This is a genomic window from Psychrobacter sp. Arc9 (assembly GCF_041431295.1).
In the GTDB taxonomy this organism is placed as follows: Bacteria; Pseudomonadota; Gammaproteobacteria; order Pseudomonadales; family Moraxellaceae; genus Psychrobacter.
Map to the genome: position 1 here is coordinate 12,955 of NZ_JASMRK010000030.1, position 19,526 is coordinate 32,480.

The 19,526-nt window shown below is 41.6% G+C and carries 18 protein-coding genes; 15 read left to right on the forward strand and 3 right to left on the reverse strand.

The genetic code is table 11. The annotated features are described in order from the left end of the window. Positions 1 to 23: 23 nt before the first annotated feature. The 14 genes from QO187_RS12150 (at position 24) to QO187_RS12215 (ending at position 13,700) form a co-directional block, all read left to right on the forward strand. Complete coding sequence (locus tag QO187_RS12150) at positions 24 to 614, forward strand: cytochrome c (protein WP_102093210.1); 591 nt, start codon at positions 24 to 26, stop codon at positions 612 to 614. Between the two features lie 169 nt (positions 615 to 783). Beyond that, complete coding sequence (locus QO187_RS12155) at positions 784 to 1,422, forward strand: DUF411 domain-containing protein (RefSeq protein ID WP_068037351.1); 639 nt, start codon at positions 784 to 786, stop codon at positions 1,420 to 1,422. A 67-nt stretch (positions 1,423 to 1,489) separates the two neighbouring features. Then, on the forward strand, positions 1,490 to 3,187 hold the full coding sequence (locus QO187_RS12160; RefSeq protein ID WP_068037346.1) for a copper resistance system multicopper oxidase: 1,698 nt from the start codon (positions 1,490 to 1,492) through the stop codon (positions 3,185 to 3,187). A 31-nt stretch (positions 3,188 to 3,218) separates the two neighbouring features. Further along, entirely contained in the window at positions 3,219 to 4,409 is a 1,191-nt protein-coding gene (locus tag QO187_RS12165) for a copper resistance protein B (RefSeq protein WP_102093208.1), read from the forward strand. 95 nt (positions 4,410 to 4,504) lie between these two features. Further along, positions 4,505 to 4,981 carry a DUF305 domain-containing protein gene (locus tag QO187_RS12170; RefSeq protein ID WP_037059145.1) on the forward strand — a complete coding sequence of 159 codons (477 nt, stop codon included), beginning with the start codon at positions 4,505 to 4,507 and terminating at the stop codon, positions 4,979 to 4,981. A 145-nt stretch (positions 4,982 to 5,126) separates the two neighbouring features. Next, on the forward strand, positions 5,127 to 6,470 hold the full coding sequence (locus tag QO187_RS12175) for an APC family permease (RefSeq protein WP_228153176.1): 1,344 nt from the start codon (positions 5,127 to 5,129) through the stop codon (positions 6,468 to 6,470). Between the two features lie 129 nt (positions 6,471 to 6,599). Beyond that, positions 6,600 to 7,253 carry an isoprenylcysteine carboxylmethyltransferase family protein gene (locus QO187_RS12180; protein WP_068037334.1) on the forward strand — a complete coding sequence of 218 codons (654 nt, stop codon included), beginning with the start codon at positions 6,600 to 6,602 and terminating at the stop codon, positions 7,251 to 7,253. Positions 7,254 to 7,365: 112 nt separating this feature from the next. Further along, complete coding sequence (locus QO187_RS12185) at positions 7,366 to 7,644, forward strand: DUF5676 family membrane protein (RefSeq protein WP_102093205.1); 279 nt, start codon at positions 7,366 to 7,368, stop codon at positions 7,642 to 7,644. A gap of 98 nt (positions 7,645 to 7,742) precedes the next feature. Next, a complete protein-coding gene (locus tag QO187_RS12190; protein WP_156770962.1) occupies positions 7,743 to 7,898 on the forward strand; it encodes a hypothetical protein in 156 nt (51 codons plus the stop codon). Between the two features lie 138 nt (positions 7,899 to 8,036). After that, complete coding sequence (locus tag QO187_RS12195; protein ID WP_102093203.1) at positions 8,037 to 10,646, forward strand: copper-translocating P-type ATPase; 2,610 nt, start codon at positions 8,037 to 8,039, stop codon at positions 10,644 to 10,646. Positions 10,647 to 10,723: 77 nt separating this feature from the next. Further along, a complete protein-coding gene (gene tatA / locus QO187_RS12200) occupies positions 10,724 to 11,008 on the forward strand; it encodes a Sec-independent protein translocase subunit TatA (protein ID WP_057758575.1) in 285 nt (94 codons plus the stop codon). Between the two features lie 55 nt (positions 11,009 to 11,063). After that, positions 11,064 to 11,450, forward strand: coding sequence for a Sec-independent protein translocase protein TatB (gene tatB / locus QO187_RS12205; RefSeq protein ID WP_102093201.1), 387 nt, complete (start codon positions 11,064 to 11,066; stop codon positions 11,448 to 11,450). Then, positions 11,447 to 12,271 (forward strand): twin-arginine translocase subunit TatC, encoded by an 825-nt coding sequence (tatC, locus tag QO187_RS12210; RefSeq protein WP_057758579.1) that lies wholly within the window; start codon positions 11,447 to 11,449, stop codon positions 12,269 to 12,271. Before tatB ends, tatC begins: the two co-directional genes overlap by 4 nt. Positions 12,272 to 12,407: 136 nt before the next feature. Beyond that, positions 12,408 to 13,700, forward strand: coding sequence for a hypothetical protein (locus QO187_RS12215; protein WP_057758581.1), 1,293 nt, complete (start codon positions 12,408 to 12,410; stop codon positions 13,698 to 13,700). Between the two features lie 40 nt (positions 13,701 to 13,740). On the opposite strand, the gene QO187_RS12220 is transcribed toward QO187_RS12215, so the two are convergent. After that, positions 13,741 to 14,100 carry a hypothetical protein gene (locus QO187_RS12220; RefSeq protein WP_228706795.1) on the reverse strand — a complete coding sequence of 120 codons (360 nt, stop codon included), beginning with the start codon at positions 14,098 to 14,100 and terminating at the stop codon, positions 13,741 to 13,743. A gap of 387 nt (positions 14,101 to 14,487) precedes the next feature. Between QO187_RS12220 and QO187_RS12225 the strand changes: the two genes are divergently transcribed. After that, complete coding sequence (locus QO187_RS12225; RefSeq protein WP_025652669.1) at positions 14,488 to 14,877, forward strand: DUF6122 family protein; 390 nt, start codon at positions 14,488 to 14,490, stop codon at positions 14,875 to 14,877. 209 nt (positions 14,878 to 15,086) lie between these two features. Here the strand turns inward: QO187_RS12225 and QO187_RS12230 are convergent, their stop codons facing one another. Beyond that, on the reverse strand, positions 15,087 to 15,680 hold the full coding sequence (locus QO187_RS12230) for a hypothetical protein (RefSeq protein WP_057758583.1): 594 nt from the start codon (positions 15,678 to 15,680) through the stop codon (positions 15,087 to 15,089). Continuing rightward, positions 15,677 to 18,742, reverse strand: a complete 3,066-nt coding sequence (locus QO187_RS12235; RefSeq protein WP_102078716.1) for a site-specific integrase — start codon at positions 18,740 to 18,742, stop codon at positions 15,677 to 15,679. Before QO187_RS12235 ends, QO187_RS12230 begins: the two co-directional genes overlap by 4 nt. Between the last annotated feature and the right edge of the window lie 784 nt (positions 18,743 to 19,526).

The following is a 19,526-nucleotide window of genomic DNA, read 5'->3' on the forward strand; positions in this document are numbered from 1 at the left end:
GAAATAAATTGTTAGGAAAACATATGAAATTTTTATTGGGTGCGCTCTTTACCGTATTTGTGGCAATCGTTAGCGTGTTTGCGGTTGTTACTAGTGGCGTTGTCAATGTGGGAGCTGACCAAGAGCATAGCCCAATGATGTTTAGCTTTTTAGAAACTGCTCGCAATCGTTCCATAGAAAATGCCAGTAAAGATATTGTGGTACCAGATTTAGAGAAGGTCGATATCAGCTCTGGGGGCGCGGACTATAAGGATATGTGCGCAGGCTGCCATTTGTCTCCGGGAGTGGCACAAACTGACTTTAGTGAGGGCTTATATCCAAAGCCGCCCAACTTTACCAAGGCTGATATTGTCAAACGTTATCAAACAGAAGACGGTGCAAAGCAAGGCTTTTGGGCAATCAAGCACGGTATTATGGCATCTGGAATGCCTACGTGGGGTGCTTCTCATGACGACGCTAGAATGTGGGCAATGGTAGCCTTCATTAGATCGTTACCTGAATTAGATGAAGCTCAGTACACGATGCTAACCACTAGGATAGATGGCGATATGATGGACATGTCATTTGACGGTGATATGAATATGTCGGATGATGAATCTGGAATGCAGCATTAATACTTTCTAGATATGAAAGCCTCCTAACTCACGGTTGTCGCTATTATATTAATAATGCAGTACTGAACAGTGCTGCATTTAATGTTTTTAGTTAAGTACATAAGAATTAAATATAGGGTGTAAGTTTTTAGAATATCGAGCATAATAATAGACGTTTAGGAGTAATTTAATGAGACATTACACACATGTGCTTTCTAATGGACATAGCTGGTTATCCAGTCGTGTCCTTTTATTGGTGGTGACATCGTCACTCTCGTTAACGCTAGCCGCTTGCAGCCAATCTAATACCAGTGGCTCTGATTCTCAACCAGTAAAGGTTGAACAGTCTGCTACCCAGAATGCACAAGTACAAAATGAAAGTTCTGCTCCTACAAATGCTCCCGTTAACAGCTCGTCATCATTACTCAAAAACGTCTCAGCCACAGTTTATAAAGATGCCAACTGCGGCTGCTGCAAAGAATGGGTAGGCTATGCCGAAGGTCATGGTCTAAGCGCAACTGCGCAAGACGTTACAGATTTATCTTTATTTAAAGAGCGTTACGGTGTCCCGCAGCAAATGCGCTCTTGTCATACCACCGTCACTACTAATGGTTATGTTTTTGAAGGTCACGTTCCTGCTAAATACATGGCTGAATTCTTAGCAAATCCTCCTGCACAAGCTATTGGACTTGCCGTACCGAGTATGCCGGTTGGTAGCCCCGGTATGGAGTATGAAGGTAAATTCATGCCCTATAAAGTCATGCAATTGAACAAGGATGGCAGCACTCAAGTGTATGCGGCTATTGAGTCGCCAGCGCAGCAGATGTAGTTCTATTAATAAGTTATCAGATATATAAGTTCAACTCTCATTTCATGGATTAACTTAGGTCAATATTATGAATAAAAACAGATTTAACCGCAGGCGTTTTTTGACAGGGTCATCTACGCTACTTGGCGCGTCGATGCTATCCACACTACCGACGATGGCTAATAGTGCTTTAACTAAAAGCCAAAATGTCGTAGTCAATAGTGATAGAGCCGATCACATTGTACCTATACTGACAGGCAAAGAGTTTGATCTTTATGTCAGTGAGAAGATGATAACGGTCAACGGCAAGTCAAGCATGGCAACGCTGATAAATGACTCACTGCCTGCGCCAACGCTTAAGATGCAAGAAGGCGATACGGTCACCATTCGAGTCCATAATCAGCTGAATGAGTCGACCTCTATTCACTGGCATGGCCTCTTAGTGCCGTTTGAGATGGATGGCGTACCGGGTATCAGCTTTGATGGTATTCCTGCGGGTAGCACCTTCACGTACAAATTTAAACTGATACAGTCAGGCACTTATTGGTATCACTCGCATACTGGCTTCCAAGAGCAGACCGGTATGCGCGGGGCTATTGTGATTGAACCTAAAGGGCGCGAACGCTATCCTATCGAGGAAGATCACGTTATCCTGCTTAGTGATTGGACGCATCGCGATCCGCATAATCTGCTAAAACTACTTAAGCAGCGTGCTGACTTTGATAATTATCATCTGCCAGACTTTAAAAAGCTATTGTCCGATATTGCCGCTACGGATCTTGAGGCGGCTTTTGATAAGCGCAAAACGTGGAATCAGATGCGGATGATGCCGACAGACTTTACTGATTTATCTGGTGAGACCACGTTTACTTATCTTATGAATGGTAAAACCACAGCGGCTAACTGGACGCAACTTGTCAAGGCTGGACAGCCTGTCAAACTACGTTTTATTAATGGTTCAGCGCAGACGATATTTGATGTACGCATCCCCGGCCTAAAAATGAAAGTCGTCGCGACGGATGGGATTGATGTCAGTCCCGTCGATATCGATGATTTCCGTATTGGGGTGGCCGAGACTTATGATGTCATCGTGACGCCCACTAAAGACGCGCATACCATATTTGCTCAAAACATAGATCGGTCAGGCTATGTTGCGACAACGCTTGCTACCAAAAAAGGTGCTCGTCCTGCGATACCTGCTATGGACAAAATCGAATGGCTGACGATGGCCGACATGATGGGCGCCATGGGATCGAATGGCTATAACGCTAAACATGCCAAAACAGAATATGACTTTAAGTCCGATATGCGCGTTGATAGTCCGCGTATGAACCTTGATGACCCTGGTATTAATCTACGTAACATTGATAGAAAGGTTTTGAATTATAGTCAGTTGCGCTCTGTCGGCGATGAGATAATGGCAGAGCAGCGCAAACCCACCAGAGAGATTGAAATACATCTGACGGGAAACATGGAGCGCTATATTTGGGCTCTAGACGGGGTTATGTTCAAAGATGCCGCACCGGTCAATATTAAGCCGGGTGAGCGCGTACGTATTACCTTAGTCAATGACACCATGATGAATCATCCCATGCATTTGCATGGTATGTGGAGCGATCTGCGGATGCCTTCAGGTGAGTTTCAAGTACGTAAGCATACGATAATGGTACAGCCTGCACAAAAGATAAGCTTTGATGTCACCGGAGAAGCTGGCAGATGGGCATGGCATTGCCACTTGCTCTATCACATGGAAGCAGGGATGTTTAGAGAAGTTGCCGTTGTTTAAGCAAATCTTTGGTTGATAGGTGAGAGATGAGATGAAAATACATAAAGTAGGTTTACGGTTCGCCGGGGTATCATCATTGGTATTATTAGCATCATCATTTGCTAATGCTGCTGACCCGTCCACGGTTAAAAAAGACATGACTATGTCAGATATGGACCATAGTAGTATGGACATGTCGAACATGGATCATGGCAGTATGGACATGTCTGGTATGGATATGTCAGATATGGATCACAGCAGCATGGATATGTCGGGCAATATGTCAGATATGGACCATAGTGGCATGGATATGTCAGGCGATATGTCAGATATGGACCATAGTGGCATGGATATGTCAGGCGATATGTCGGATATGGATCATAGTGGTATGGATATGTCAGGCGATATGTCGGATATGGATCACAGTGGTATGGATATGTCAGGTGACATGTCAGATATGGATCATAGTGGCATGGATATGTCAGGTATGGATCATAGCAGTATGAATATGGATATGTCTGGAATGCAAGGCGGCGAACCACCTCCTAATGCTCGTAGTCCCGACTACTCAAATGGTGTTGACTATGGACAGTATGGTAAACCGGTAATGATGGATAGCTTACCGTTATGGGGTGTGTCAGTAGAAACTTTGGGCTATCAGTTTGAGAATGACCAAATCGATTTTGAAGCTGAAGGCTGGTACGGTACTGATAGTAATCGTGTCACTCTACGCAGTGAAGGTAGTGCTCAAACTAACGATGATAAAGAGATCGATAGTCTAAGCTCACTCGCTTATTGGAAGCCGCTCGGTATCTTCTGGAATGGAGAAGCGGGTATTGCTTATAATACTGAAAACGATAAGTCCGCAATCATGGCAGGCATTGCTGGTACGGCGCCGTACTTCGTTGAGACTGACGCAAGAGCTTATCTATATACTGATGGTCAAGTCCAGCTTGATCTTGGGACAGCGTACGAGTGGCGCTTAGATCAGCGTTGGGTGGTCAGACCAGAGCTGGAGCTGACTGCCTTTAGTAAAGATGATACCGATAACGGTATTACTAAAGGATTTAATGAGTTTGAAGCTGAAGTTAGGCTGGCTTATGAGACATTCAGTCGTCAGCTCGCGCCTTATGTTGGTTTCAGCTACGAGAGCGCCTTGGGTGATGCGCGAGACTTACGTCGTCAAGAGGACGAAGACGTTGATTCTAATAGTCTGACTGCTGGTGTGATGTTTTGGTTTTAGTGTTAACCATGTAAGTAACAACAGTTTATAACACTAGCTCTAAAAAAAGGCACTTCTTTATTTAGGTGCCTTTTTACTAAATTAAGGACAAGAATATGAATAACCATATGGATAATAAACAGAAGCAAATGAACCCTTATGTAAAGTTCACAATCATGATTTTAACATCGACAGTCGTGATGTTTATCATGATGTATTTTAATACTTATCAATGGGATCACGTTTATTTTAGCGAAACCAGAGCTTATATGGCGTTATATATGGGCGCTATGATGGCTATTATTATGCTCGCCTTTATGACCAATATGTATAAAAAGACTAAGGTCAATCTAATGGTTTATGGGATTAGTGTCGTGCTATTTGCCTTTGGTTTATGGGGCGTTAGATCACAACAAACGGTCGATCAAGTGGATTGGATGCAGGCGATGATACCGCATCACTCGATTGCTATTTTGACCAGTTCGCGTGCTGATATCGAAGATCCACGTGTACGTCAGCTTGCTGATGACATTATCGAAGCACAAAAGCGTGAAATCGGTGAGATGCAAGCACTTATTGATGAGTTGGAATAATATATTATGATACCAATAAGTAAGCTCTTCTTTAAAAAATATTTACTATATCGCGTCTTTTAATTCTAACTATACCTACTCCTTACTTCAAAAATAACCTGTAAAACTGAAGTTCTACGAAGAAATAGATTAAGGTCGAATAAGTATGAAGCAAGATAGAACGACTCGCTATCAGAAGGATAGTTTGACATTATCAGGAACAGTTATGCTAGGTACCGGTGTCATGATCGGTGCTGGTATTTTCGCTCTGACCGGTCAGATGGCTCAGATGACGGGTTCGCTTTTCCCACTTGCTTTTCTAGCCGCCGCAATCGTTGTTTCTTTTAGTGCCTATTCTTATATCAAAATCTCTAACGCTTACCCGTCGGCTGGCGGTGTTGCAATGTACCTGCATCAGGCATACGGAGATCGTTTACCGACTGGATTTAATGCCATGCTGATGTATTTCTCCATGGTTATAGCGCAGAGCTTTTTGGCCCGGACGTTCGGGTCATACACTATGCAGTTATTCGGTGGCGATGACAGCGGTCGCATGGTATCCATCCTTGGCGCCGCGCTTATTCTTGCTGCGTTCTTTATCAATTTACTTGGTAATCGTTGGGTTCAGGGGGTTGCATCGGTTATCGGTATTATAAAAATTGTCGGTATTCTTATATTCGGGTTGGTTGGTATCTGGCTAGCTGATAGCTTTGCAGTTGATTCTTCTACATTAGGTGACACTAATACTGTTGGTGACTTTCTTGGCGCAACGGCGCTAGGCATACTGGCATTTAAAGGCTTTACCACGATTACCAACAGTGGCTCGGAAGTAAAAAATCCTCATCGCAACGTCGGCCGTGCCATTGTAATATCAATCGCAATATGCGTAGTTATTTACACTCTAGTCGGTTTAGCGGTGTCTAGTAATCTATCTCTTGCCGAAATCATCGAAACTAAAGATTACTCCTTGGCTGCCGCCGCACGCCCAGCACTTGGCGACTATGGTCTATGGTTCACAGTTGCAATCGCAATGGTAGCTACCGCTGGCGGCCTCCTTGCTAGCATCTTCGCAGTCTCTCGTATGCTTGCTATGTTGACTGAGATGAAGCTGGTGCCTCATCGTCATTTGGGAATGCCGGGAAGCGTTCAAAAACATACGTTGGTCTATACTGTGGTGTTGGGTTTAGCTTTTACGACGTTATTTGACTTATCACGAATTGCAGCGCTTGGCATTGTTTTCTATCTAATTATGGATATCGCCATTCATTGGGGTGTTTTGCGATACCTTCGTCAGGATATAAAGGCGGTGATGTGGGTGCCTATAGTGGCCATACTTCTTGACCTGTTGGTTCTCGGCGGTTTTGTCTGGATTAAACTAAACTCAGATCCATTCGTACTTGGCGTAGCAGTCGTCACTATTGTAGTGATTGCTGTGGCTGAGCAGGTTTACCTGAAATCTTCAGCGAGGAAAAAAGCTATCGAAAAAGATACGCTTGCAGACCATCATTGACAGTAACATCAAAGAGTTTACAGAAAATTGTTTGGTTAAAAATTGCATAGATTTAAGCGTCTGCTTACTATCTTCAAGAATTGATTTCATGCAATACGATATTCATAAAGACAACAGGGAAAGTAAGCTATGAATGAGTCATTTAATCACGCTGGAACTTGGGGTCTCGCACTAATTGTTATTGTTCTGATTTCTTGGTTCTTTTACCGTTATTTCGCACCAAAGAACTGGCGTGAATGGGCGGGTGCTGGTGTAGTTCAGGCTTTCATTATTGCACTTTACGCAGAAATGTATGGCTTTCCGCTCACTATATATTTATTAGTACGGTTTTTTGGTTTGGACAGCCAATATGTCAGCGCTAGCTTATGGTCGACCCTTGTTGGTTTAGGTGAGACAGGCATGATGATCTCAATGCTACTCGGCTATGCTATTGCATTTTTAGGAGTCGGTCTTTTTGCTCAAGGTTGGCGCCAAGTCCACAAAGCACGAGGGGAAAATCGTTTAGTAACTGATGGACTCTATGCCTACGTACGTCATCCTCAGTACACCGGGTTGTTTATTGCACTGTTCGGTGAGGGTGTGGTGCATTGGCCAACTCTGTTTTCAATCGGTCTGTTTCCAGTGATTGTGCTTGTATACACATGGTTAGCTCGACGTGAGGAACGGCATATGTTTGAAGAGTTTGGTAAAGACTACCTTGCTTACAAACAGCAAGTGCCAATGTTTATTCCTCAATGGGGTCAATGGCGTCAACTTGCCGCCGCCGCACGAGTTAAAAAGTAATATCAATACAGGATAAAGCTTTAATTCATACAAATCCTTAGAGTTAGCATGGTTAGATACGATTGGTTATCTTGAGCTTGAACCACATCATACAATAGTGAGGATTACTAAGATGGTCAAATCAAACTTAACAACAAGTACTTTAAGGATTGCCCCTGTTGGCAACAGTGTATCGTTGTTTCTACTCATTAGTTACCTGTTATGCATAGGCTTTGGCTTACTTGCACCCGAACAGATAAGTATGCATGAAGCTTGGGCGCCTCTGCTACCTGGCTTTGAGTGGTTGACGTGGACAGGTTTTCTAATTGGGTTTGTCGAATCGTATCTTTACGGTTGGTATTTCGCAATCTTATTCGTGCCATTATACCGTTGGTTCGCCAAAGTGCGCTAAAGATATTGATATATTAACAGTCAGTAAACCTCTTCGGTTCGAGTAAAAATTAATTGAAGAGTTGGAGTGATCACAGTTTAGACTGAGGAGAAATCATAATGAATGGGTCAATGCATGGCATGATGAACGGCTCAATGATGTATGGCATGGGCTGGGTTATGATGCTTATCTGTTTGTTATTCACCCTACTATTTTTCGCAGTACTAGTACTAACAATCATGGCACTGCTCAAGTATTTGCGTGATAAAAACTAAATTCCAATTGAAAAGTATAGAAATTATTTTTTAGAGGTTTTTAGATTAATGATTAGATGAATAGCAATCGAGGATTGATGATAGTGCTTTAAGAGTTGTACTTATTATAAATATTTATTGTCTTCAAGGAGTGGTTTTATGAAACATATTGCCGATGAAAAATCTATCAAAGGTGGTCAGTACGATAAAGTACCAGAAAATTATAGTGGTACGGTTTATATCTGCCCGATGCATCCTGAGGTTAGAGATACTGAAAAGAGCGATTGTCCGATATGCGGCATGTTTCTTAAACCTGAAGACGAGGTTGCTGAATCCAACAACCATGAAGATAGTCATGCGCATTGTCATGGAGCGGATGCTAATAATAGTACTGAGTTAAAGTCTGTCGAAGACGATAAGTACGACAAGATACCGGAAAATTATAGCGGTACGGTCTATATTTGTCCTATGCATCCAGAAGTAAGAGATGTTGAAAAAAGTGACTGCCCAATATGTGGCATGTTTCTTAAACCTGAAGACGAAGTTGCTAAAGATGATAGTCACGCTAGCTGTCATGGAAAGGATACTGATAGTAGCGGAGTAAAATCTGTTAAAGGCGGTAAATACGATAAAGTACCTGCTGATTACGATGGCACGGTATATACCTGTCCTATGCATCCTGAAGTGAGAGACGTTAGAAATAGCGGTTGTCCGATATGTGGTATGGCGCTTGAGCCCGAAACGCTTACTATCGGTGAAGAGGACACCTCAGAGCTTGACGACATGACTCGTCGTTTTTGGATATGTACCGTGTTGACTGTACCGCTATTAATATATGTGATGAGCGGTATGTTTGGAGTTGACTTTAGTCAGTATGGTATACCTTCACAGGTTTTACAATGGGCTGAGTTAGTGCTCGCGACCCCTGTAGTGCTTTGGGGCGCCGCCCCGTTTTTCGTTCGTGGCTGGCAGTCTATAAAAAGCCGCAATCTAAATATGTTTACTTTGATTGCGATAGGCGTAGGCGCTGCTTATATTTTTAGTATTGTCGCGACCTTTTTTCCCGATATTTTCCCAGACAGTTTCAGAGATGCCTCTGGTCAAGTCGGAGTCTACTATGAAGCAGCAGCTGTCATTGTAACCTTGGTGCTACTGGGTCAAGTATTAGAGCTCAAAGCTAGAAGTCAAACTTCAGGTGCGATTAGAGCTTTGCTTGAGCTCGCACCACCAACCGCAAGACGTGTCGATGAAAACGGTGAAGAAGTCGAAGTCTCGCTTGATGAGGTCGTCACTGGCGATAAGCTACGGGTTAAACCAGGTGAGAAACTACCCGTAGATGGTACAGTGATCGATGGTAATAGTAGTGTTGATGAATCAATGGTGACGGGTGAGCCAATCCCTGTATCAAAAGTAGCAGGAGATACAGTGACTGGTGGTACGGTAAATGGCACCGGAACGCTATTAGTCGAAGCGGTCAATGTTGGAGCAGATTCAGTATTATCTAAAATTGTACAAATGGTTGCTGAAGCCCAGCGTAGCCGCGCGCCTATCCAGCGCTTGGTAGATCAAGTGGCGGGTTGGTTCGTACCTATTGTTATTGTCACCTCTATCATAACCTTTATTGTCTGGGCGATATTCGGCCCTGAGCCCGCTATGGCCTATGCTTTGGTTAACGCGATTGCGGTACTGATTATTGCTTGTCCTTGTGCCCTTGGTCTAGCGACGCCGATGTCCATTATGGTTGGTACCGGCAAAGGCGCGCAAAACGGCGTCCTCATCAAAAATGCTGAAGCGTTAGAGAGTATGGAAAAAGTCGATACCATTGTCGTCGACAAGACCGGAACACTGACCGCTGGTAAGCCCGAGCTTACCGCAATTGATGCGCAGGTAGGTCAAGATGAAGACGAGTTCCTCGCATTGGTAGCCTCAGTAGAAAGCGCTAGCGAGCATCCTTTAGCAGAAGCTATCGTTAGAGCAGCTCAAGAAAGATCACTCATTATTCCTAAAGCTACTGACTTTAATTCGACTACTGGCGAAGGCGTACAAGCCGTGGTCGATGGTAAGAAAGTCGCTATTGGTAACTCTAAGCTTATGGAAAGCCTAAATAGTTTTGATAATGAGCTGTCCACTAAAGCTGATGTCCGTAGAAAAGACGGTGAAACGGTAATGTTTGTGGCTATAGACGGTAAAGCTGCTGGTATTATTTCAGTTGCTGACCCTATTAAACCAAGCACTAAAGAGGCTATTTCACTGCTTCATGACGCAGGTTTAAAAGTTGTGATGCTAACCGGTGACAACGAAAAAACCGCGCAGGCAGTCGCCAATAAACTAGGTATTGATGAAGTTCATGCGGATGTCTCACCAGAGGATAAAAACCGTATCGTCAAAGAAATGCAAGACAGCGGTAAATTGGTCGCTATGGCGGGTGATGGTATCAACGACGCACCAGCGCTAGCGCAAGCTAATGTTGGTATCGCTATGGGAACCGGTACCGATGTGGCGATGGAGAGTGCGGGCATTACCCTGCTAAAAGGTGATTTAATGGGCATTGCCAAAGCTTATAAGCTTAGCCACGCCACCATGCGCAATATCAGACAGAATCTGTTTTTTGCCTTTATCTACAATGCACTTGGTGTTCCTATTGCCGCAGGTGTGCTCTATCCCATATTTGGGCTTCTGCTCAGTCCGATGATAGCAGCGGCAGCGATGAGCTTGTCGTCATTCTCGGTGATTGCTAACGCGCTTAGACTACGTAGGTTAGACTTGTGATATGAATGTTAGGAAAAATTGTCAAAACGTAATGCCCAATACGGGTTTTATTAGAATTTAAAAATAAGGATATCGTTATGGGTAGTTTTTCTATTACACATTGGCTGATTTTATTGGTTGTGGTGGTGGTCGTATTTGGCACCGCTAAGCTTAAAAATGCTGGTAAAGATTTAGGCGGTGCAGTAAAGGGTTTTAAAGAAGCAGTCAAAGATGAAGAAACCGAGCATGCTCGCAATAATCGTGCACTTGACCATGAAAATAGTAGTCCAGTTGCAAGTAATGATTTAAATACACAGGTAGGGGCTCAGGCTGATGATACAGAAATCAGCCCTGTCACCACTGATGATCAGCACAAAGTATGAAGCGAGCCGCTTATAAATAGCGGCACTAAATAGTCTTTTAATATATGTGACTGTTATGTTTGATATCGGGTTTTCCGAGTTACTCTTGTTTGGCATCATTGCTTTAATCGTATTGGGCCCAGAAACACTGCCGCAGGCCGCGCGTACGGCTGGGCAATGGTATGCCAAACTGCGCCGTACAGTATCCACTCTACAGTCTGAAATAGAAGCTGAGCTTGATCTGGCTGAAACGCGCCAACAAATGCAAAATGAGCTTGCAAAAATTCGTCAGACTGAGTCAGATATGAAGCGTGAACTAGCAGAGATGCGCGGTAGTATGCAAAAATTTGAGCAGTCGCAGAACCAAAGCTTAGACGCTTCACATCAACCAATCACCTCTTATGATAAAGAGCATCAACCGAATACTTCCTCCTCGTTCATTAAACAGGAGGCGGATCAGTGAGCCTATTTAAAAAGCGAAAAAGTCGACAAGAAAAAATCGCTGCTACGGAACTTGAGGCGCCAACAGATACAACACAGAATAATGAGTCTGGAGATAGGTTAGGTACGCTCAGTGATATGCCTATCACTGAACACTTGATTGAACTACGCAAGCATCTCATCAAAATATGCGTGGCCGTCTTGATTATATTCTTAGCATTGGTAGGGTTTTCACGAGAGCTCTATAATCTTTTATCAGACCCATTAGTGGCGCAGTTACCCATCAATTCGACCATGATTGCCACTGATATAACGTCAAACTTTATGGCACCCATTCGCTTAACGGTTTTTGTCGCTGCATTTTTAGCGATGCCTTATATCCTGTATCAAATTTGGTCGTTTGTCGCCGCTGGCTTATATAAGAAAGAGAAGAAAATTGCTATTCCTGTGCTGTTGTCTTCGATATTTCTATTTTATACGGGGGTTGCTTTTGCCTACTTTGTCGTGCTCAAAGGTGTATTGAAATTTTTTATCCTATTCGCGCCGCAGAACGTTATACCGATGACCGATATTGATAGCTATCTGAGCTTTGCCCTCAAGTTGTTTATGGTGTTTGGACTGACTTTTGAGATTCCAGTGGTTACCTTACTACTGATAATGGTTGGAATCGTTTCTACTCAGAGTTTAGCAGACAAGCGTCGTTATATCATTGTCGGCTGCTTTGCGGTTGCAGCGGTAGTAACACCGCCTGATGGCATATCCATGCTCTTGCTGGCGATTCCTATGTGGCTATTGTTTGAGTTGGGTTTATTCTTAGCAAAAATGTTAATCAAAGAGGAATGAAGCACCGCTTTAGACTCAGGAAGTGAGACATTAAAAAGCAACTAGCATCATCGTAAAAACGCCAAATACCCCTTTTGTTTTTTGCTGTTTACTAGAGTATGTCAGCGTAAGCACTCTACTTAACGACGAGGTTTAAATGGAACACTTAACCAGCAACAACGAAGAAACTAATGACGGTCTTGCAAATCAACTGAATCAAGAGTGCTACTGCATTACTCTCAATCGTAAAGCGCTCAATACAAGCCTTCAAGATCAATTAATGGAAACTAGAAACAATCCAATAGGAGCGAACGAGCTTAATAAGCTTTTTTCAGCAACACCAGTGTTCGTCCCTAAAACAGAGATAGAGACAATGGTGCGAATCGTCGCAGCTATTGAGTCGGCTGCTAAACTTCCATCTTACCAACAGCAAGTATTGTCATGGGCACCCAAAATTGCTGCTTTCGATCCAGGGCCAATAGGAGCCTTTATGGGTTATGACTTTCACTTAGGTAGCGATGGCCCTCAACTTATTGAGATCAATACTAACGCTGGAGGCGCATTTTTAAACGTAGCACTTGCCCGTGCACAAAAACAATGCTGCCACCCTTCTGAGCAAAGTGCTGATATTACTAAAATGCTTGATGGGTTTGAAGAAGCTGTCACTAGCATGTTCATACAAGAGTGGCAGCGACAATCAGCTACTGCCATGCCTAATCGCATAGCTATTATCGATAATGACCCTAAGAATCAGTTCATGTTTTTGGAGTTCCAGTTAGCACGTCAACTGCTCCAAGCTAAGGGCGTTGACACTGTGATACTAGATCCCTCTGAACTCGACTATGTCGATGGTGCTCTGACAGCCCATGGACAGAAAATCGATATGATATACAATCGTCTGGTCGACTTTGCATTTGAAAACCCTAACCACGCCGTGCTTAAAAGTGCTTATCTAGAGGGTGCTGTGGTGGTGACACCCAATCCCCATGTACATGCTATGTTGGCCAATAAGCAAAACCTGACCTTGCTATCCGATTCGCAGACATTGCGCGCTTGGGGTCTAGATGAGGCTGCAGCGAGGTACCTTGAAAAGTCGATACCAAAGACTAAGCTTGTATCAAAAGACGAGGCAGCAGCGTTGTGGCGTACTCGGCGACAGCTGTTTTTTAAGCCAGTTGCTGGTCATGGAAGCAAAGGGGTCTATCGCGGTAGCAAGCTGACTCGACGCGTTTTTGAGAACATTCTTGATGAGGATTATATCGTACAGACCTTTGTTCCTGCAGGAGAGCGATCAATAAAAATTGATGACACTGTAACAACGAGAAAGGTGGATATACGTCTTTATACGTATGACGGACAACTGCTACTACCTGCGGCGCGTGTGTATCAAGGTCAGACGACTAATTTCCGTACACCAGGAGGTGGGTTTGCGCCCGTCTTTCAGGTGTAATGAGCTAAATAGCACCAACTGCTCTTAATGCTAACCTCTATTAATTGGATATCTGCCAACCTAGGAACATCCACTTGACAGTGTAGATTAACAGTATCGGAATGACCACCCACTGAACGAGCGGCAACGCACCTATGCTTAATAACGGAACATCAGGCATCAGCCCACTATAATTCCACCTTTGGCCAGCGCCAGTTGCCCAGTATTCAAAGAGTATTGTTACGGTCAGGCCAACGCCAAGGTATATCGATAAAGTCGACAGACGCCACGGCTTTGCAATCCAAAGCCAATCTTTTACAAATAACGCCGCAAGCACGTAGGCGCCAAAAGCAATATTGGCATCACCGACGGTCGCACGCGTACAAAGCCAGACCACGTCCCAGTGTCTCGCTTCGGCCATACCGGAGAAGAACGGTACCTGTGCCATCTCCCAAAAAAAATGGAGAAAGAAACTTACGCTCCATATCATTAGGGCAAGCACTGCTGATGTCGCTGCTCGGCGGGATAGGTTTGCAAGAGTCATCATTCCTCCAAAAATAGCCATAGCAATAAATGCAGTTCCATGTTTACTCGTTCGTTATTACCAGACCGAAACGCCGCTTACTGGCGTCTCCCAACGGCAGATTAGTATGTTACTTGCTGCGCGTGTTTATTAAGGTCAGGTGACTAACTTCCGTACGTCAGGTGGTGGATTCGTGCTTGCCTTTCAGGTGTGAAGGTATACCTCAGATCGTGTATGATACTCTTAGAACAATTTTTAAAACACCCTCTTAGTTCGGAAAAAGCGATGAGTCAAACCGTTATCCATTATTTTCTACATTTTGGCATGCCGTTGATTATCGCCTATATGTTTTTTCGTAGTGACTATAAGCGAGTTTATTTGATCCTAATAGCAACCATGCTAGTTGATTTAGATCATCTGCTAGCGACACCTATCTTTTCGCCCAATCGTTGTAGTATTAATTTCCATCCGCTACATACTTATTATGCGATGGCAGTATATGCGGGCATGTTGTTTCTACCAAAGCCCTATAAGATAATTGGTTTAGGGTTATTACTGCATATGTTGACTGATTTAAATGACTGTATAATGACCTATATTAATTGTCCACAGTGTTTGAGTCAGGCTCCTGCCCGTGAGTTGGTAGCGTGGTTAGGCAGAGCTATTAAGTTTTAATACGGTTGTGACTACATCCCTTTGTATCTCTCTCATAAATCATCTCTTTAATGACTCCTAGAAGTAGATATATCGCTATCCAATCCTGAATAAGTCCTCGCATTAGATCGCTTGTGTTCCAATTCGAGGATTAAGGTTGTCTAGCTTGTTACTCTAAGCTTAGTGAGATAGCTCTGTTTCTAATCAGGTATAGCGGAAAGAATTAACCGCTACTTCTTTAGTTTAGTATGACTATTCAATGTGCCACGTGTTGTATCAAGCAGATCGGCGACGTTATTTAATAAAATGTAATCTTTTGGGGTTTTTGATTCCCTATTGAATATTTCACTCCATATCTGACTTTTATACTCTTGCATTATTGTTTTAAGGCTTGGATACATAAGCCCAGGTTTAGCTAACGAGAGTATTGATATTGCTCGGATAAAGTCCATGTATATAAAGTCAATCACATCCTGATCAAATTCTTTCTTAACTTGTTTCTTATGCTCAGGCTTAGAGTCTTTTTTAGAGGTTTTATAACTTAAGAAAATAGTATTGTTGTTATTAATATCTTTGAGGTTAAATACAGGTGAAAAACAACCACCAATGAGTAAATACTCATTCACATCCTTATTTACTAACGATACATTATGAATAGGTAAACTGTTATAACAATCAAACTTAGTCTGCATAGATTTAATATAGGCTTCTTGACCACCACTTAAGTAGGCTTTCACTATTAGCTTAGTTAGTTGGCTAGCCAACGGATGAAGACTAATTTTAGTGCTACTATTAATGCTGATAGACTTTGCTGACAGATTCATGGCTTGTGATCTCCTAAATTAATTCTTTGCCCTATCATAATGAAAGCGTAATGACAGAAAATTTGTAAAGTTCTAACGGTCCATTGCTTGATTGGGAGATTTGATTTCTCTCTATTATTAAGCCTAGTCTGCTCAGTTTGGCTAGATAGTGATAATTCAGCACGGATCTGCTTTTTGTATATCTTGCCGTTTAATTTATCAGCTACATTGCACTTTTTTATTTGAGATGAGGCAAGTAATTTCATCACAGGCTTCCATTGCTCTTTATCATCATCGCTAGCTTGTGCATAATGGTATATTTTTAAATTAATATTTTTTTTAAAGACTAGTTGTCCTAATACTTGTATATAGCTATATAGATCTAATGCTTGATCAAAACTAATATGATTTTTATGGTATTGGGAGTTCATAAGCGTATGCGCTATAAACTGAAGCATAGATTCTCGTCTTTTTTCTATCTTATATAAGTCACGAAATTTATTGGTCATCTGCATGAGTATGTTGTTATCTTCGACATACCTGTCGAATACCGGTAATAAGCTCATATTATCATCAGGCGCGAATAATCTTGAATTACCATGTATGGTTTTAAAAGAAGGGTGATCTTGCAACTGCTGAGCGTTATTAAGCCATATTTCAAAAGTATTTTGATCAAGCTTATAAATATCCATTTTTTCCTTGAAATCTTCTTCCTTATCATGTACCTCAAGAGTCTGACGGACTTCATCGAATGAATATCTTTTTGGCTTTGTAGATGTTTTATCTTCTGTCTTTAGTAGTTCACTATGTTTTGGTTTAGGCAGTGGTTTAAGTTTGAGCTTGTTAAGCAAATAATAATTAATTGCAGTAGGTGTAGCACCTAACAGCTTTTCCCTACGTCTCGGAACGCTTAGTAATTTATAGTGTTTAGCCGTCAACTGGTAATCCATGTGCCAAAGTAGCAATCCAATCTGAATGTCAGTCAAATGCACATAAGAGTCAAAAGTAGTGCTAGGACTGGCATGTCCAGCTACTCCAGCTAAGGCATATATTTTTTTGTATTGTAGGGATGTCTCAATATAAGCCAATATTTTACAAGACTTGTCTTCGTCATAAGGTAATAAGTCTTTTAAAGTTTGAGAGCATTGATGCCCATTAAAAGCATTAGCTTTATCATACAAAAATGACATTAATTGAAAATTAGTTAAGAAGCTATGTCTTAAATGATGGGTCGTGAGATGAGAAAGTCCTGTTGTAGTTTTAATTAACTGAGATATGGTTTTTGATAAATCACTGGCACGATAAGCCATACCAGCTTGATTAGCGATTAAGGTATCCCCTTTACTTTTACTACGCCTAAGCTCGACTCTCTTGAAAAACGACATTTCTGAATTTGTTAAAAGTTGTTCTAACAATGTCCGTCTTAAGGCAGAACCCGTTTTATTATTACCATATTTATTATTACGCACTTCTAGATAAGCTGAAGTTATAGCCACATCTTTTAATCTAATCTTAACTATTTCACCTATCCTGAGTCCACAGCGCTGCCCTAAAATCAAAGCGAGCTTCACCGCTTCTATTTCATCCTTAGTCATTTCAAGATTGTCAGCATTATTAAGAATAGCCTGAAACATGGTTTCTGAAAGATAGCCTGTCCTATGATGCGCTCGCTTGGTAGATGAAAAAGGTGCAATAGGTTCAATGCCATGATGATTAACTAAATATGCATGTATCTCATCAATATTAGTGGCAATAGCATTTTGAGCGTCTTTAGACTTACCAAGTTCGATAAGTTCGCTATAAAGTTGAATATAATCCTCTTCAGTATGATCCTCAAATGCAACACCTTGAGTTAATGATAACCAGCGATTCGTAATACCACCGCTATGAGTCCGCATGCTGCTTACCTTTTTACTAGTCACTGTTTTCGTCAGTAACCAACCTACGATTGCAAGCTCACTCAAAGGAGCGTTGTTCGTTAATAAACGTTCATATAGCTGCTTGAGACCAATTGTGAATCTAGCCATTGAGGTTTTTCCATCTTTAGTCGTTTTCAATAGCTTTGCAATCTCAACGGTAATGGTAGGATTGCCTTTTTTAGGTTCCACTGCGACATCTTTGTGACACTCAATGTTAATAGCTATCTTAGTAGTGGGCTTATGAGATATGCTAAAGATTAAAGACTGCCAGTTAGCTATTGACAGGCCATATGTCGTCTCCAAACCAAGTAGTAGATACCAAGTATGTTCTGGCAGATCTAAAAATAGATAATCTTCTAAAACATAGACCGCACCTATCAAAAACTCTTCTAAAGTCATAGATAGGTGATTTTGGCTAAGAGATTTTGTCATCTTTAACATTTGATAAAGATTTTGAACATCAGTACTAGACTTTAATTTTCTAGTTTCATTCCCTTTGACATAGAGCTTGATCAAATAGCTCGTTAATGGCGATAAAAAGACTTTTACCTCATGCACCGCTTTTGAATTGCTATAAGTATTAGTATGATAGCTATCGTCGTCAATAATGAGAGTTACTACAGGCAGTTCAAATATGCTTTCTATAGTTAATGATTTGTCACTGATGCAAGATATAATCGTTTGCAATACTGGCTTTCTCAATATAGCACTGTGGAAAATCAGTGATAGCATCAAATCTGTGATAGTAATCTCGTAAGCTTTGCTAGCTATACTATCCATCCAATATAAATAAAAATCTAATATTTGCTTTTTTTCAGAAAAGGTCACTTTATTTCTAAAGGACTTTGGACGGTATGAGGTAACGATAAGCTTTGGAAAGCCAATAGCAATGTCCTTATCTTCAATATAGTTTTGACAGCAGTTTACTGCTTCGTTATATCCTTCTACATAACTAAGATAGCCCTGAAAGTGTTTGTTTTCTGATAATCTCTTATCAAGCTGCTCCCACATAGCATTAAATATTGTTTGAGGATCACTTGAGGCAATAATTTGGTCAAAATCTATAGACTCTTTGACCAGTCGTTTGGATAAGTTTTTACGCTTCGAGGTTTCCTTATGTCTATTTTCTGAACGCTGGTCAATAGCTGATTTACGCTGAGCCATTATCTAGTCTCCAAACTTATGACTTTAAAGCCGTTATATTTAATTATTCCATTAAGCTCATCAGAGAATCGGCGCAACTCGCTCCTTCTAAGTCCACTGTGCTTATCGTAGTAGTCAAAACCAAGCTCATCAGCGTGACCCATCCAAGCGCCAATTACATCGTGACCGAAGCTATTAGATAATGATGAGTTAGGCTTAGCAGAAAAGATTCCAACTTCTAGGCTTTTATAAGATCGTATAAAGTGACGATGCCAGTTTGATGGGAGATCTAAAATTTTAGACAGTCTTCCGTGAATAAATGTTTTGGTAAGACTAACTTCAGTAATAGTGTTAGTTTTTTCATCCAGCTTTAGATAAGTAATAAGGCCAATATTACTGTCAAGAATATCTGAGTAAATATCACCTAGACTATTACCCAGACTATTTAAAATAAAGGCATTACTCTTTAAATACTTGATGTACTGCTCAATCTGTTGATTTGCTATATCAGGTAGATAAATATATCTGCCTCGAGTATGTTGACGGTTTTCCTTGTCGCTAATAAAATATTTTTTAGTTCTAACATCTATATCTACAAGCCTACCAAAAGGTTCACGTACGGGACGATAACCGCTTGAGACCGAGAGCAGAACATATAAATAATCAGTAAAAATATTATGTAGGTCAACTATAGATCTAGGATTGAGAGTTTTTTTATCCCAAAGGGCGGGAGTTTCCTAAAAACTGTGTAACTGCTTATAATCCATTAACAGGAGAATAAGCAATGACTACTCAATCTGACATT